Source organism: Dactylosporangium sp. NPDC000244, from assembly GCF_040300725.1.
In the GTDB taxonomy this organism is placed as follows: domain Bacteria; phylum Actinomycetota; class Actinomycetes; order Mycobacteriales; family Micromonosporaceae; genus Dactylosporangium.
On sequence record NZ_JBEPEH010000050.1, the window covers coordinates 1 to 15288 of the forward strand.

Annotated in this window: 13 protein-coding genes and 2 riboswitches; of the genes, 10 read left to right on the plus strand and 3 right to left on the minus strand. The window is 72.3% G+C overall.

Annotated elements, in window-relative coordinates; all coding sequences use genetic code 11:
- Positions 1–98 precede the first annotated feature (98 nt).
- The gene (locus ABT369_RS48815) at positions 99–1118 is read right to left on the minus strand and encodes a hypothetical protein (RefSeq protein ID WP_350623896.1); all 1020 of its coding nucleotides are present in this window, start codon (positions 1116–1118) and stop codon (positions 99–101) included.
- A complete protein-coding gene (locus tag ABT369_RS48820; RefSeq protein WP_350623898.1) occupies positions 1115–1612 on the minus strand; it encodes a SigE family RNA polymerase sigma factor in 498 nt (165 codons plus the stop codon). Before ABT369_RS48820 ends, ABT369_RS48815 begins: the two co-directional genes overlap by 4 nt.
- A 130-nt stretch (positions 1613–1742) precedes the next feature.
- Positions 1743–1922: riboswitch (cobalamin riboswitch) on the plus strand.
- A gap of 38 nt (positions 1923–1960) precedes the next feature.
- On the opposite strand from ABT369_RS48820, the gene ABT369_RS48825 reads away from it, so the two are divergent.
- The 10 genes from ABT369_RS48825 (at position 1961) to ABT369_RS48870 (ending at position 14214) form a co-directional block, all read left to right on the plus strand.
- Positions 1961–3511: an ABC transporter substrate-binding protein gene (locus ABT369_RS48825; protein ID WP_350623900.1), complete on the plus strand. Its 1551-nt coding sequence runs from the start codon at positions 1961–1963 to the stop codon at positions 3509–3511.
- Positions 3496–4473, plus strand: a complete 978-nt coding sequence (gene nikB / locus ABT369_RS48830) for a nickel ABC transporter permease (protein WP_350623902.1) — start codon at positions 3496–3498, stop codon at positions 4471–4473. The genes ABT369_RS48825 and nikB overlap by 16 nt, the downstream gene beginning before the upstream one ends.
- Entirely contained in the window at positions 4470–6116 is a 1647-nt protein-coding gene (locus ABT369_RS48835; protein ID WP_350623904.1) for a dipeptide/oligopeptide/nickel ABC transporter permease/ATP-binding protein, read from the plus strand. The genes nikB and ABT369_RS48835 overlap by 4 nt, the downstream gene beginning before the upstream one ends.
- Positions 6103–6849 carry an ABC transporter ATP-binding protein gene (locus ABT369_RS48840; protein WP_350623906.1) on the plus strand — a complete coding sequence of 249 codons (747 nt, stop codon included), beginning with the start codon at positions 6103–6105 and terminating at the stop codon, positions 6847–6849. The genes ABT369_RS48835 and ABT369_RS48840 overlap by 14 nt, the downstream gene beginning before the upstream one ends.
- Positions 6846–7580 (plus strand): IucA/IucC family C-terminal-domain containing protein, encoded by a 735-nt coding sequence (locus ABT369_RS48845; RefSeq protein ID WP_350623908.1) that lies wholly within the window; start codon positions 6846–6848, stop codon positions 7578–7580. The genes ABT369_RS48840 and ABT369_RS48845 overlap by 4 nt, the downstream gene beginning before the upstream one ends.
- 89 nt (positions 7581–7669) lie before the next feature.
- A riboswitch (cobalamin riboswitch) is annotated at positions 7670–7881 on the plus strand.
- 121 nt (positions 7882–8002) lie between these two features.
- Positions 8003–10369 (plus strand): ribonucleoside-diphosphate reductase subunit alpha, encoded by a 2367-nt coding sequence (locus ABT369_RS48850; protein ID WP_350623910.1) that lies wholly within the window; start codon positions 8003–8005, stop codon positions 10367–10369.
- A gap of 17 nt (positions 10370–10386) precedes the next feature.
- Entirely contained in the window at positions 10387–11364 is a 978-nt protein-coding gene (locus ABT369_RS48855; RefSeq protein WP_350624046.1) for a ribonucleotide-diphosphate reductase subunit beta, read from the plus strand.
- 249 nt (positions 11365–11613) lie between these two features.
- The gene (locus ABT369_RS48860; protein WP_350623912.1) at positions 11614–12855 is read left to right on the plus strand and encodes an RCC1 domain-containing protein; all 1242 of its coding nucleotides are present in this window, start codon (positions 11614–11616) and stop codon (positions 12853–12855) included.
- A gap of 61 nt (positions 12856–12916) precedes the next feature.
- Positions 12917–13405, plus strand: coding sequence for a phosphotransferase (locus ABT369_RS48865; RefSeq protein WP_502891926.1), 489 nt, complete (start codon positions 12917–12919; stop codon positions 13403–13405).
- Between the two features lie 140 nt (positions 13406–13545).
- Entirely contained in the window at positions 13546–14214 is a 669-nt protein-coding gene (locus ABT369_RS48870; protein WP_350623914.1) for a VOC family protein, read from the plus strand.
- A 30-nt stretch (positions 14215–14244) separates the two neighbouring features.
- Here ABT369_RS48870 and ABT369_RS48875 read toward each other — a convergent pair whose 3' ends face one another.
- A complete protein-coding gene (locus ABT369_RS48875; RefSeq protein WP_350623916.1) occupies positions 14245–15285 on the minus strand; it encodes a LacI family DNA-binding transcriptional regulator in 1041 nt (346 codons plus the stop codon).
- Between the last annotated feature and the right edge of the window lie 3 nt (positions 15286–15288).

Here is a 15288-nt window from a genome sequence, read left to right on the forward strand (position 1 = left end):
TCGTCACCCTCGCCGCCCGCTACGACCCGATGAAGAACATCCCGCTGTTCCTGGCCTCCGCGCGCCGCTATCTGGAGCGCGAGCCGAACGGGCGCCGATCAGCGGGAGCCGTACCAGCTGACGTCCGGCACCGGGCCGACCTCGAGGCCCTCGGCGATCCTCGGCAGCTCCAGCCCGGACTGCGGGGCCGTGATCAACAGGTTGTAGCCGTCCTGCGGCACGAACAGCTGGTCCCCGCTCTTGCTCAGCAGGCCGTCGGCGTTGCGCACCCGCACCGGTTGCGCGCCCGCCGGGTCGAACGAGCGCTGGACCGCCGGCCCGAACTCGAGCGTCAGCGAACTGCTCGGGCCGTTCACCGCCAGGTCGATGGACCAGGCGGTCCCGTCGGCGCGCGCCGTGTACCACCACGACCCCGACGTGAACGGGTCCGGCAGGAAGCCGAGCCGCGGGCCCACCGCGATCTTCGTCGAGTCCGGGCGCAGGGACTCGGCCACCGCGACCGCCATGTCGCGCTCCACCGTGCGGTCCGAGCCGGTCACGATCACCGTCAGCCGCTGACCGCCCGCCGGCACCCACGTCACGCCGGACGCGCCCTCGATGCGGTCCAGCACCTCGGCCTCGACGCCGTTGATCGACACGGTTCCCCCGGTGTGACGGGGCGGGCCGTCGTCGCCGATGATCAGGGTCACGGTCGCGCCCGTGGTGCCGGTGCCCGGCGCGGGGGCCCAGCCGCGGCTCGTGGCGGCCGCGGCGCCGCCGGACACCAGGACCGAGGCCATCACCTGGCCGTAGCCGTCGGGCAGGAACCCGGGGCGCCAGGTCGCCGTGGCCTCCAGCCAGCCGCCGCCCGGGCCGCCCGCGACCTTCGGGAAGCCGCCGGGGGCCTTCGGGGAGCCGGGCTCCCCGGGCCGCCCGGGCCCGGCCACCGAGCGGTACACCTCCAGGCCGCCTCCGACCGCCGCCACCGCCACCGCGGCCCCGGCGGCGCGCAGCACCAGGCGGCGCTGGCGCATGACCCGCGTCCGCGCGTCGAGCGCCGCCGTGATGCGCTGCGGTGCGTGGGCCCGGTCGGCGATGGTGGCGATCGCGCCGCGGATCGCGTCGTCCTCGTAGCTCATCGTTGCTCCTCAAGGCTGGGTTGGGGCAGTACTGCGCGCAGGGTGGCCAGGCCACGCATGGCCTGGGTGCGGACGGTGACGATCGAGCAGCCCATGAGCACGGCGATGTCGGCGTCGGCCATGTCCTCGAGGTACCGCAGCACGATCACGATCCGCTGGCGCGCGGGAAGGTCGCGGATGAGCCGGACCAGCGCGTCCCGCTGCGCGATCCGCTCGTCATGGCCGTCGGCCGCGGCCGGCTCGGCGGCTTGGTGCACGCGCTCCCGGCGCAGCCGCGCCGCGAGCTGTCTTCGAGCCGAGGTCAGCTCGTTGATGACCATCCGCCGGACGTACGCCTCCGGGGACTCCAGTTCAGCGATCTTCGACCACCGGGGCTGCGCCTTCACGAGCACGTCCTGCAGCACGTCGGCGCCGGCGTCGGGATCACCGGCGAGCGCCGTGGCGTACCGCGTGAGGGCGGGCAACCGGGCGGCGAGGAATTCCTCGAACGTCACCTGCACACCCCGTTCACGAAGCCACCCCCGGCGTTCGTTGCACGGGACCGTTCCGGCAACGGCGAGGGCGGCCGGCGCGCTGTGGGCAGTTTCATGCTGGATCTTCCTTGTCGGGACCGCGACGACCGCCTTAGGCTGCCGGGGCCGTGGTGATCGGGAAGCCGGTGTGATGCCGGCGCGGCCCTCGCCACTGTGATCGGGAGTTCCCGGCCTTCACCCTCGTGGGGTCACTGGGCAGCGATGCCTGGGAAGGCCGGCCGGGAACGCGCCTCCCGTCAGCCAGGAGACCGGCCACGGCACGTACGTGTACACCACCGTCCACGAGGTGCTGGAAGGCGGAACTCCCGCATGCGGTCCTTTTCCCGTGCGGCGGCACTTGCCGTCGCCATCTCCCTGTTCCTGTCCGGTTGCGGCGCGAGTGCTCCGGCGGCGACGTCCGGCGAGCCGGCGGCCGAGCAGACGCTGCAGTTCCTGACCGTGAACATGCCGCGCTCGCTCGACCCGATCCACATCGACGCGCAGCGGATCCTCGAGAACGGCCTCGCCGAGTCCCTCGTCGTGCAGAACGACGACGCGACGCTGCGGCCCGGCCTGGCCACCGCCTGGAAGTCCGTCACCCCGACGACCTGGGAGTTCACCCTCCGCAGCGGCGTGAAGTTCTGGAGCGGGGCGCCGGTGGACGCCGCCGCGGTGCGGGCGTCGCTGGAGCGGCACAAGGCGAAGAACACCCGCGCCAAGTCGATCCTCGGCGCGATGGAGTTCGCCGCCGTCGACGCCACGACGCTGCGGGTCACCACGAAGACCCCGGACCCGGGGCTGGCGTTCCGGCTCACGACGTACGGCATCCACAACGCCGCCGAGGCCGACCGCCGCGGCGACGACTTCAACCGCAACCCCGATCTGACCGGGTTCATGAAGCCGGTCCGGTTCGTGCCCGGCGAGACGCTGATCGCCGAGGCGAACCCCGACTACTGGGACAAGCCCGAGGGCGGCGTCAAGCTCAAGCGGATCGAGGCGCGGCTGGGCACCGACGCGCAGGCGCGGATGCTCGCGCTGCGCTCCGGCGACGCCGACGCGGAGTTCAACGTCGAGATCGACCAGCGCCTGCAGTACGAGAAGTCCGGCACGAAGTTCACCGTGTACTCCCCGGCGCCCACCACCAGGAACATCTGGCTGAACACGAAGAAGGTCCCCGCGCTGCGGGACAAGGCGGTCCGGCAGGCGCTCGACCTGGCCGCGGACCGCAAGGAACTGGTCGACGGGCTCAACCACGGCTACGCCAAGGCGGCCACCGGGCACTTCCCGGCCGGACTGCCGTACGCGATCGGCACCGCAACCGCGACCGACGTGACCAAGGCGGCCGGGCTGCTCGACGCCGCCGGCTGGCTGCCCGGCCCCGACGGGGTACGGGCGAAGAACGGCACCCGCCTGCACTTCAAGATCTTGACATACACGGTGTTCCAGCCGCTGGCGATCGCGCTGCAGAGCCAGTGGAAGAAGGCCGGCATCTCCACCGAGCTGGCTCCCGTGGAGACGACCGCCTCGAACCAGATGATGCTCGACGGCAACTTCGAGATCGCCACCTACTGCTCGTGCGGCTCGGCCACCGGGGACATCGCCGGGCAGCTGCGCGCGTTCTACCGCACCGGCGTCGTATCCAACTACGGCGGCTACAGCAACCCGCGGGTCGACGCCCTCATCGACCAGCTGGGCACCGAGTTCGACCCGGCGAAGCAGGCCGACCTGGCCCAGCAGGCGCAGCGGATTCTGCTCGACGACGTCGCGCTGGTGTACCTGTACGCCTCGACGCAGTGGGGCGCGGCCTACACCCCGCGGGTCCGCGGCGTCGACCCGAACCTGTCGCGGCGCATCCTGCCCGGCATGTGGCTGGCCCGGTAGCCGGCGCGATGCTGCGCTATCTCGCCGTGCGGCTCGCCGCGACGGTGCCCGTCCTGCTCGGCATCTCGATCGTGCTGTTCACGATGGTCCGGCTGATCCCCGGCGACCCGAGCCACGCCATCCTGCTGTCCATGGTGGAGCCCGGCGCCGACATCAGCCGGCTCGAGGAGGACCTGGCCACGTTGCGCCAGGACCTCGGCCTCGACCGGCCGTACCCGGTGCAGTACGCGGACTGGCTCGGCGACGTCCTGTCCGGCAACCTCGGGACGTCGCTGCGCAGCGGCGCACCGGTCACGGACGAGCTGGCGATGCGGCTGCCCGCGACGCTCGAGCTCGCCGCAGCGGCCCTGGTGGTCATGGTCGTGGTGGCGGTACCGGCCGGAATCGCCGGTGCCGTGTGGCACGGCCGCGCCGCCGATCGCGTCGCCCGCCTGCTGACGCTGCTGGGCGTGTCGGTCCCCGGCTTCCTGCTCGGGCTGCTGCTCATGTACGCGTTCTCCGTCGCGCTCGGCTGGCTGCCGACCTACGGCCGGGGCACCCCGGCGCACCTGGTCCTGCCGGCCGTGACCCTCGGCCTCGGCCTCGCCGCCGCGGTCTCCCGGCTGCTGCGGGCCGGCCTGCTCGACGCCCTGTCCCAGCCGTACGTGGCCGCGGCCGAGGCCAAGGGCCTGCCGTGGCGGCTCATCGTGCTCCGCCACGCCCTGCGCAACGCACTGCTGCCGGTGTTCACCAACGCCGGGCTCATCGTGTCCGGGCTGCTCGGCGGGGCCGTCGTCGTGGAGACCGTCTTCTCCTGGCCGGGGATCGGCCGGTACGTCGTGGACTCCATCACCGGCCGGGACTACCCGGTCATCCAGGCGTTCACGCTCGCCATGGCCCTCGCCTACGTGCTGGTCAACCTCGTCGTCGACCTGGGCTACCGGCTGATCGACCCGCGCGTGCGCGTCGAGGGGGCCGCGTGAGGACCCTGCACCGCCTCCTGGCCGTCCCGCGTCAGGACCGGCCGGCCGGTCTGCTGCTGCTCGTCCTCGCCGTGGTGGTCGCGGCGGTCGCCGCCGCGCCGTGGCTGACCGGCGCCGACCCGACCGCCGTCGACTACCTCGACGCGTCGCTGCCGCCTTCCGCGGCCCACCCGTTCGGTACCGACAACTACGGCCGTGACCTGCTCGCCCGCGTGCTGTTCGGCGGACGGGCCTCCCTGGCGACCGCGGCGGTCACCGTCGCCGTCACCGTGGTCGCCGGCACGCTCGTCGGCGCGGCGGCCGGCTATCTCGGCGGCTGGCTCGACCTGGTCGTCACCCGGATCGTCGACGTGCTGCTGGCGTTCCCGCGGCTCATCCTGGCGATCGCGGTCGCCGCGCTGCTCGACGCCGGCCTCGCCGGGCTGGTGCTCGCCGTCACCGTCGTGTCGTGGCCGGGCTACGCCCGTGTCGTTCGCGGCTACGCGCTGCAACTGCGCGACGAGCCGTACGTCGCCGCGGCCCGGATCGCCGGCACCCCGCACTGGAGGATCGTCGGCACGCACGTGCTGGGCGGGCTCGCCGGGCCGGTCCTGATCCTCGCGATGGTCGACGTCGGCGAGGTCGTCATCGCCATCGCCGGCCTGTCGTTCCTGGGCCTGGGCGTGCGGCCGCCGGACCCGGAGTGGGGAGCCATGCTCAACGAGGCGCGCGGCTTCGTGGAGGACGCGCCGTGGATGTTCCTCGCGCCGGGCCTGGCGATCGTCGCCGTCGTCATCGCCGTCACCTACCTCGGCGACGCCGTCCGCGACGCCCTCGAACCCCGCCGCCCGCGGCTGCCGGCCCCCCGCGGCCGCCGGACCACCCGGCCGGTCCTCGCGCTGGACGAGCCGGTCCTGGCCCGCCTCGGCGAGCTCACGGTCGACGCCGGCGAGACCCGCATCCTCGACGGCGTCACCATCGAACTGCGCGCGGGAGAGTGCCTCGGCCTCGTCGGTGAGAGCGGCTCCGGCAAGTCGACGCTCGCCGGAGCCCTGCTCGGCCTGCTCCGCCCGCCACTGGCGGTGTCCGGCGGCCTGACCCTCTTCGGCGCGGACACCGGCGGCTGGACCGACGCCGACTGGCGCCGCGTGCGCGGCCGGCACGTCAGCCTGATCACGCAGGACCCGCTCACGGCCCTCAACCCGGTCCTGACCATCGGCACCCAGCTCACCGAGACCGTCCGCGCCCACCATCGCGTCTCCCGGGCCGAGGCCAGGCGGCGCGCGGCCGAAACCCTCGAGCGGGTCCAGCTCGACCCGGAGCTGCTGCGGGCGTACCCGCACCAGCTCTCCGGCGGCATGCGGCAACGGGTCTGCATCGCCATCGCCGTCATCAACCGGCCCCGGCTGCTGATCTGCGACGAGCCGACCACCGCCCTCGACGTGAGCACCCAGGCCCGCATCCTGACCGAGCTCGCCGAGCTGCGCCGCACCCTCGGCATCGGCATGCTGTTCATCTCCCACGACCTGCGGCTGGTGTCGCAGGTCGCGGACCGGGTCGCCGTCCTGCGCGAGGGGCGGCTGGTCGAACAGGGCAGCGCCGCGGACGTCTTCGCCGCACCCGCGGACCCGTACACCCGGAGGCTCGTCGATGCTGCGCGTTGACGGACTGTCCAAAGTGTACGGCCGGCGGCAGGTGCTGGCCGGCATCACGTTCACGGTCGCGGCGGGGGAGACCGTCGCCCTCGTCGGCGCCTCCGGCGCGGGCAAGACCACCGTCGGTCAGTGCGTCGTGGGACAGGTCCGGCCGACGACCGGCACCCTGCGCTGGAACGACCTGCCGATCCGCCGCTCGCTGTGGCACACCGGCCGGGAGCGCCGCTGGCGCCGCGACATCCAGCTCGTCCAGCAGGACCCGCGGGCCGCCCTCAATCCACGGTGGACGGCCGGGCGCAGCGTCGGCGAACCCGCCCGCAACTTCCCCGGCGGCCGGACCGCGGCCGAGCTGTTCGAGCGGGTCGGGCTCGATCCCGCACTCCGGCACCGGTACCCGCACGAGCTGAGCACCGGCCAGTGCCAACGGGTCTGCATCGCCCGCGCCCTGGTACCCCGGCCGAAGCTGCTGGTGCTCGACGAGCCGCTGTCCGCACTCGACCTGCCGGTGCAGGCACAGATCCGCGACCTGCTCGCCGAACTGCACCGCACCGAGGGGCTGGGCTACCTGTTCATCTCCCACGACCTCGTCGCCGTCGCCGCGCTGTGCACCCGCGTCATCGTGCTGCACCACGGCCGGATCGTCGAGGAGGCCGCCACCGCCGACCTGCTCGCGAACCCGGTCCACCCGCACAGCCGCGATCTGGTCGCCGACACCCCGACCCTGAAGTACGGCCCGGCATGAGCAGGCCGCAACTCGGTGCCCGGTTCACCGCACCCCGCGGGGTGCCCGAGGGACCCGGCTGGCACCATGCGACGGTCCTGACCGGCCCGATGCTGCACGAGCTGGTCGCGGACCACGCCCGCGCCCGGGACACCGGCCATCTCGTCGCGGCCGCGTCGCTGCTGTTCTGCCAGTACGTCAACCAGGTCACCGGCCCCGTCCTCGCCCGCTGCTTCCTCGAGGACCGCATCGTCGACGCGGCGGCCGCCGGCACCTGGATCCACATCGACGGCGGCCGGCTCGACAACGCCGCGTTCGCCGGTGATGCGGCCGGCGACCGGCCCCGCGACGACACGACGACGGACTGGCTCGTCGAGCGCATGCTGGACGAGAACTTCGCCCCGGCGATCGACGCGTGGCACCGCATCACCCGCGTGGGCCGCCGAACCCTGTGGGGCAACGTCGCCAGCGGTATCGCCACCGCGATGCGCAGCATCTCCTGGACGCAGGACGACCCGGCCCGCTTCGTGACCGACACCGTCGCGCTGCTCGACCGGCATCCGCGCACCCGGGACCTGTGCGTGGTGGCGGACCTGCCGGCCGGTGGCAGCCGCTGGCAGGTACACCATCGGCGCACCTGCTGCCTGATGTACAAGACCGGCGACGGCAGCTTCTGCGCCACCTGCGGCGTGCTCCCGGCGCCGGAGCGAGCGGCCCGGGCCCGCCGCATGGTGGACACCGCGGCCACGTGACCGCCGGCCGGCAGTGACGCACGGTGATGCGACCCGCGCGACACGCCGACACACCATATGGTGGTTCGCTTTCTCGATGCCTCCCATATATGGTGTTGCTCGCAGCTGGTTCGGCCGCCCCTGCGGGATGGCCGTGGCAACAGGGAACCCGGTGTGAACCCGGGACTGCCCCGCAGCGGTGAGTGGGAACGAAAGCCGTCAACGAAGCACTGGGCCGCCAAGGTCTGGGAAGCGACGGCCGGTAGATGGCTGAGAGGCCGCGCCCGCGAGTCCGAAGACCTGCCAGCGCACCGTGCGCCAAACCGGGCGTGCGGTGGTCGGAGGCCGCGTGGGACGGCCGACGCCAACGCGGGTGACGGCGTGCGCCGTCTCCCTGTGGCGTCGTCCCCCTGCGCGCCAGCCACGGGTGACGAGGGGGACTCATGACGGTCACGCAGGACGCGGCCGCAGCGGGCCAGGCGGCGGCGCCGGAGCAGCGGCGGCACGCGATGCAGGTCCGCAAGCGCAACGGTGATCTGGAACCGGTCGACGTCAACAAGATCGTCAAGGCGGTCGAGCGGTGGGTCGCCGACCTCGACGAGATCGACCCGCTGCGGGTCGCCACGAAGACGATCAGCGGGCTCTACGACGGGGCCACGACGGCCGAGCTGGACAGGCTGTCGATCCAGACCGCGGCCGAGCTGATCGGCGAGGAGCCGCAGTACTCCAGGCTCGCCGCCCGGCTCCTCGCGGCGTTCGTGGACAAGGAGGTCCGCGGGCAGGCGGTCGCGAGCTTCAGCCAGTCGATCCGCTACGGCCACCAGCTCGGCCTGATCGGCGACGAGACGGCCGCGTTCGTCGCCGCGAACGCCCGCAAGCTCGACGATGCCGTCGACCTCGGCGGGGACCTGCGCTTCGAGTACTTCGGCCTGCGCACCGTCGCCGACCGCTACCTCCTGCGCCACCCCGAGACCCGCCTCGTCGTTGAGACGCCCCAGTACTGGCTGCTCCGCGTCGCCTGCGGACTCTCGCAGACACCGGGCGAGGCGATCGGCTTCTACCGGCTCATGTCCTGCCTGGCCTACCTGCCGTCCTCGCCGACGCTGTTCAACTCCGGCACCCGGCACACCCAGATGTCCTCGTGCTTCCTCGTGGACTCGCCGAAGGACGAGCTCGACTCGATCTACGAGCGGTATCACCAGGTCGCCAAGCTGTCGAAGTTCTCCGGCGGCATCGGCATCTCCTGGTCGCGCGTGCGCGGGCGGGGCGCGCTGATTCGCGGTACCAACGGGAAATCCAACGGGATCGTGCCCTTCCTGAAGACGCTGGACGCGGGTGTGGCCGCCGTGAACCAGGGCGGGCGGCGCAAGGGCGCGGCGTGCGTGTATCTGGAGCCGTGGCACCCGGACATCGAGGAGTTCCTCGAGCTTCGGGACAACACCGGAGAGGAGGCCCGCCGCACGCACAACCTCAACCTGGCCAACTGGCTGCCGGACGAGTTCATGCGCCGGGTCGAGGCCGACGCCGACTGGTCGCTGGTCGACCCGTCCGACGCGCCGGAGCTGCCGGACCTGTTCGGCGCCGACTTCGACGAGGCCTACCGGGCCGCGGAGAAGCGCGCCGTGCGCACGGTGAAGGCCCGCGAGCTCTACGGGAAGATGATGCGCACCCTCGCGCAGACCGGCAACGGCTGGATGACGTTCAAGGACCGCTCCAACGCGCTGTCGAATCAGACGGGGGCGCCGGGTAACACCATCCACCTGTCCAACCTGTGCACCGAGATCGTCGAGGTCAACAGCGACGGCGAGACCGCCGTGTGCAACCTCGGCTCGATCAACCTCGGCGCGCACGTGAGCGCCGCCGGCGTCGACTGGGAGCGGCTGCGGGAGACGGTCCGCACCGCCGTGGTGTTCCTCGATCGCGTCATCGACATCAACTACTACCCCTCGCAGCAGGCGGGCGCGTCGAACCCGCGGTGGCGGCCGGTCGGTCTCGGCCTGATGGGCCTGCAGGACGCCTTCTTCGCGCTGAAGCTACCGTTCGACTCCGCGGCCGCGCGCGAGTTGTCCACAAGGGTGCAGGAAGAAATCTTCCTCACCGCGCTGGAGACGTCCGCGGAACTGGCCGCGCGGTTCGGCTCGCACCCGGCGTACGCCGAGACCCGCGCGGCGTCCGGCGTGCTGCACCCGGACCTGTGGGGCGTTAGCACGGACGGCGAGCGCTGGACGGCGTTGCGCACACAGATCGCCGAACACGGCCTGCGCAACTCGCTGCTCATCGCGATCGCGCCGACCGCGACCATCGCCTCGATCGCGGGCTGCTACGAGTGCATCGAGCCGCAGGTGTCCAACCTGTTCAAGCGCGAGACGATGTCGGGGGAGTTCCTGCAGATCAACTCCTACCTGGTCCGGGAACTCAAGGCCCGCGGGCTGTGGACGGCGCCGATCCGGGAGCGGATCAAGCGGGCCGAGGGCTCCGTGCAGGACCTCGGGGAGCTGCCGGCGGACGTGCGGGAGCTGTACCGCACGGCGTGGGAGCTGCCGCAGCGCTCGCTCATCGATCTCGCCGCGGCGCGGGCGCCCTTCATCGACCAGTCGCAGTCGCTGAACCTGTTCATGAGCGCGCCCACGATCGGGAAGCTCTCCTCGATGTACCTGCACGCGTGGAAGTCCGGCCTGAAGACGACGTACTACCTGCGATCCCGGCCGGCCACCCGAATCCAGCAGGCGACGGTGTCGATCATCGCGCCCGCCGCCGAGGCGGTCGCGTGCTCGCTGGAGAACCCCGAGTCGTGCGAGGCGTGCCAGTGAGCCTCCTCGACCCCGGCATGAGCCTGACGCTGCGGCCCATGCGGTACCCGCACTTCTTCGACCGGTACAAGGACGCCATCAAGAACACGTGGACCGTCGAGGAGGTGGACCTGCACAGCGACCTGCCCGACCTGGCCAGGCTCACCCCGGCCGAGCGGCACCTGGTCTCGCGTCTGGTCGCCTTCTTCGCCACCGGTGACACGATCGTCGCCAACAATCTCGTCCTGAACCTGTACCAGCACGTGAACTCGCCCGAGGGAAGGCTGTACCTGTCCCGGCAACTCTTCGAGGAGGCCGTGCACGTCCAGTTCTACCTGAACCTGCTCGACACCTACGTGCCCGACGAGGCCGAGCGGTTCGCGGCGTTCGCGGCGGTGGAGAACATCCCGTCGATCGCCCGCAAGGCCGAGTTCTGCTTCCGCTGGATCGACTCCCTCGGCGAGCTGCGGGAGCTCAAGACCCGCGACGACCGCCGGGCGTTCCTGCTCAACCTGATCTGCTTCGCGGCGTGCATCGAGGGCCTGTTCTTCTACGGCGCCTTCGCCTACGTGTACTACCTGCGCTCCCGCGGCCTGCTGCACGGCCTCGCCTCGGGCACCAACTGGGTGTTCCGCGACGAGTCCATGCACATGGCGTTCGCCTTCGACGTGGTGCAGACCGTCCGCTCGGAGGAGCCGGACCTGTTCGACGACACGATGGCGGCGCAGGTGCGCGACATGCTCGCCGAGGCCGTCGAGTGCGAGGTCCAGTTCGCCGCGGACCTGCTCGGGCAGGGCGTCTCGGGCATGTCACTGGCGGACATGCGCGAGTACCTGCAGCACGTCGCCGACCGGCGGCTCGCGCTGCTGGGGATCGAGCCGCTGTACGGCAGCCGCAACCCCTTCGCCTTCATGGAACTGCAGGACGTGCAGGAGCTGTCGAACTTCTTCGAGCGCCGCGTCTCGGCCTACCAGGTCGGCGTCACCGGCACCGTTTCCTTCGACGACGACTTCTGATCCTCGCGCATCCGGCGCCGCGACCACAGGCTTTGCCGGTCGCGGCGCCGTAGCGCGTCGCAGGAGCCCGGCGCTCACCACGATCCACTTTGGACCGCCGCCGGACCTGCGGAGTGTCGCCGAGGCGACGCTGTGTTCCAAGTCGGCCTTGGGTGCGGGACAAGTCAGCTCCAAGAGGCGGCCCGCAACCTGCTTCCTGTCAGACGCAATCGCCAATGATCAATCTTTTCCGGACAGGATGTGGGGAACATGATGAGGTCCAAGGCGCTGATCGGCGTCGCCGGTACCGTCGTCGCGGTCGGTTCGTCGCTGGCCTTCGGCGCGGCGCCGAGCTACGCGGCCGGCGGCTCCGAGCCGGGCATCGCGTACGGCTGGGGCGCCAACACCTTCGGCCAGGCCGGTGCCGGCACGGGGGCGGCGCAGTACAACAGTCCACAGCGGACGGCCCTGCCGGGCGACGTCGTGCAGCTGCAGAGCGGCGGCCGAGCGGGCTACGCCCGGCTGGCCGACGGGCGGTTGCTGTCCTGGGGGTACAACCTCAACTCCGCCCTCGGCAACGGTTCCACGATCGCGAGCACGCGCCCCGCGGCGCCGGTGCTCGGCATCGGCGGCGTGGGCACGCTCACGGATGTCGTCGACGTCGCGGTACACATGGAAAGCGCCATCGCGGCGGTGCTGGCCGACGGCACGGTGGTCGCCTGGGGCTCGAACGTGAACCGGCAGCTCGGCGACGGCTCGACGGCCAGCGTCCGGGCGTATCCGGAGCGGGTGCTGACCGCGCCCGGCACCCCGCTGACCGGCGCGGTGGACGTCGAGTCGGGCGTCGAGGCGACGTACGCGCTGATGGCCGACGGCACCGTCACCGCCTGGGGCGCGGTGAAGTGCGACGGCGCGCTGGCGGGCACGACGCCGTTCGCGACGCCGGTGGCGGGGCTCAGCGACATCCGGCAGATCGCGGTCGCCGGCGGGGTGGCCCTGTTCCGGCGCGCCGACGGTGCGGTGCTCTCCTGCGGCGGCGAGGCGCGTGCGCTCGGCCGGCCGTACGGCCCGCTGAACTCGACGACCTCGGCGTACGTGCCGGTGCAGGTCACCGATCTCGGCCCGGGCAGCGACGTGGTGGACATCTCGGTCGGCTTGTCGGCGGTGTCCGCGCTGACCGGGGACGGCCGGCTGTACCTGTGGGGGGACAACACGCAGTACCAGCTCACCCCGCTCGGCGTGCCGGGCGGCGTGGCGGTGCCGACGGAGCTGGTCCGGCCGGCCGGTGAGCCGAAGATCGTCGACGTCGAGAACGACAACTCGCCGGTCACGTACGCGGTGCGGGCCGACGGATCGATGCTGGTCTGGGGCTGCAACATGTTCGGCATGGCCGGGATCGGCACGACCACCATGCTGGTGAACCCGACCGTGGTCAGCGTGCCGGGCCGCGCCATCGTCAGCGTCGCCGCGGCGAACTGGGACGTCCTGGCGGTCACCGTACCGGCGGTCTGACCCGCACGCACGCAACACTCCGCCTCGCCCGGGCCCGTCGGCCCGGGCGAGGCGTTCGTGTATTCGTGGCCTACCTGAAGACCGCTTCGAGCGATTCCTCCACGCCGTCGACGCCGACGCGATCGGCTCCGGCGCCGCCGGCGTCCGGGCCGTCTGGGACGACGCCGTCGCGGCCCCCGCGTGGGAGGGTCCGCCGGTGTGGGTGCACGGCGACCTGCATCCCGCGAACGTCGTCGTCGCGGACGGGACGCTGGCGGGCGTGGTCGACTTCGGCGAACTGTTCGCCGGCGACCCGGCGTCGGACCTGGCGGCCGCCTGGGTCCTGCTGCCGGCGGGCGCGGCCGCACGCTTCTTCGCCGCGTACGCGGAGGCCGACGAGGCGACGGTCCGGCGCGCCCGCGGGCTGGCCGTCGTGAAGAGCCTCTTCCTGATGCTGATGGGCCAGAACGGGGACCGCGGGCTGCGCGGCGGCAAGCCGGCCTGGGGTCCGGCGGGCCGGGCGGCGCTCGATCGGGTCCTGCGCGAGCGCCGGACCCGATTCCACGAGTAGACCGGCCGCGTGAGCGGGGCGTGTCGCAGAATGCGACAGCGGCGGCACGGTATCGTTGCCGGCCGACAAATACATATCGGTTGGATCACGGCGGCCGGACGGCTCGGCGGTTGCCGGCGGCGGGCTGTACAGTCTCGCCCGTGCTGCCAACGGTTGAGGCGTCGGTGCCGGTGCTGTACGTCGCCGACATCGAGCGATCCCAGGCGTTCTACACGTCGCTGGGCTGGTCCGTCCTGCGCTCCGGCGCAGACGCGGCCGCCAGCTGGCGCCACATGCGCAGCGGCGAGCTCGCCATGCTCCTGGCCGCCGTCCAGCCGCGCCTGATCACCGTCGAGCTGCCGCTGCTGGTGTACTTCTACGTCGACAACCTCGAGAGGACCCTCCAGAGCCTCGCCGACGCCGGCCATCCGGCCGAGCGCATCGGCTACCCGGACCACGCTCCCGGCGGCGAGGCCCGCGTGCAGGATCCGGACGGCAACGTCGTGCTCCTCGGCCAGCGCACCGCCGTCCCCGAGGCTGATCGCCAGGCGGCCACCGGCGCCGAGGCCAAGTTCGGGCTCATCCAGCGCGCGGCGGAGGCCGTCAGCCAGCGCGGGGGTGCCCCGGAGCGCTGCCAGGTCGGCCAGGCCGGCGGGGCCCCGTGCGGTGCCGCCGCCCAGGTCAAACTCACCGATTCCTGGGGCGACTCGGTCTGGGGCTGCACCGAGCACGGCGAAGAGGTGCTCTTCAGCGTCCGGGGCGCGTTCATCGCCATCGAGGACGGCGACGGGCTGGGTCAGTTCCTGCGCAACCGGTCCGCCCGCCGCTGACCGGCCGCACCGTGCCCCGCCGGCGCCCGGCTACGTGCGCGGGGCGGCGGTGCTGCGACGGGCGACGAGGGTGGGGGAGAAGGACAGCAGAACGGCGCGGTCGCGCTTGCGTTCGATGCGTTCGAGCAGCAGGCGGGCCGCGTTGTCGCCCATGAGGTGGCCGTCCTGGTCGATGCTCGTCAGGGAGATGGGGCCCATCGCGGCCACGGTGGTGTTGTCGTAGCCGGCGACCGAGAGGTCCTCGGGGATGCGCAGGCCGGCCTCGTGCACGGCGTTGAGCACGCCGATGGCGGCGACGTCGGCACCGGCGAAGATCGCGGTGGGGCGGACCGGGCGGGCGAGCAGTTCGACGGCGGCGGTGTAGCCACCGGCCTCGCTGTAGGTGGAGGCGACGATGTCGATCTCGGCCTCCAGGCCGCGGCGCTGCATCGCCTGGCGGTAGCCCTCGGCGCGGACCGTCTGCGGCATGGTGGTCGGGATGCCGCGGGCGGTGTCGCGGTGTTCGATATGGGCGATGCGCCGGTGGCCGAGGTCGGCGAGGTGGTCCACGACAAGCCCGGCGCCGACCAGGTCGTCATCGACCACGCCGTCGTAGTCGGCCGACTTGCCGTGCCTGCCGATGACGACGACCGGCACGGTGCGCGCGGTCTGCTCCAGGCGGCCGCGGGGCAGCACCGGGGCGATCATGATGAGGCCGTCGACCCGCCGGTCGATGAGCGCGTCGATGATGCGCGACTGCGACTCGGCGGTGCTGCCTCCCGGGCCGAGCACGGCCTGGTAGTCGGTGCTGTCGAGGTGGTCGGCCACACCCTCGACGAGCTCGGGGAAGAACGGGTTGCGCAGGTCGGGGATCACCACACCGATGGTGTAGGTCTGGCCGCGCATGCCTCGGGCGGCCGCGTGGGGGCGGTAGTCGAGTTCGGCCATTGCGGCGCGGACGCGTTCCTGCATGGCCGGGCTGACGCCGTAGGCGTTGCGCAGCACCTTCGACACGGCCGCCGTCGAGACGTTCGCCCGCTTGGCGACGTCGGTGATGGTGGCGCGTCGGGGCAGCGGCTCCGCGGCAGCCATCCA

What these genes read in the sequence shown, in the direction of transcription:
- ABT369_RS48815 (WP_350623896.1), bottom strand. Translation starts at nt 1,118, where the DNA reads ATGAGCTACGAGGACGACGCGATCCGCGGCGCGATCGCCACCATCGCC.
- ABT369_RS48825 (WP_350623900.1), top strand. Translation starts at nt 1,961, where the DNA reads ATGCGGTCCTTTTCCCGTGCGGCGGCACTTGCCGTCGCCATCTCCCTG.
- ABT369_RS48840 (WP_350623906.1), top strand. Translation starts at nt 6,103, where the DNA reads ATGCTGCGCGTTGACGGACTGTCCAAAGTGTACGGCCGGCGGCAGGTG.
- ABT369_RS48845 (WP_350623908.1), top strand. Translation starts at nt 6,846, where the DNA reads ATGAGCAGGCCGCAACTCGGTGCCCGGTTCACCGCACCCCGCGGGGTG.
- ABT369_RS48850 (WP_350623910.1), top strand. Translation starts at nt 8,003, where the DNA reads ATGACGGTCACGCAGGACGCGGCCGCAGCGGGCCAGGCGGCGGCGCCG.
- ABT369_RS48855 (WP_350624046.1), top strand. Translation starts at nt 10,387, where the DNA reads ATGAGCCTGACGCTGCGGCCCATGCGGTACCCGCACTTCTTCGACCGG.
- ABT369_RS48860 (WP_350623912.1), top strand. Translation starts at nt 11,614, where the DNA reads ATGATGAGGTCCAAGGCGCTGATCGGCGTCGCCGGTACCGTCGTCGCG.
- ABT369_RS48875 (WP_350623916.1), bottom strand. Translation starts at nt 15,285, where the DNA reads ATGGCTGCCGCGGAGCCGCTGCCCCGACGCGCCACCATCACCGACGTC.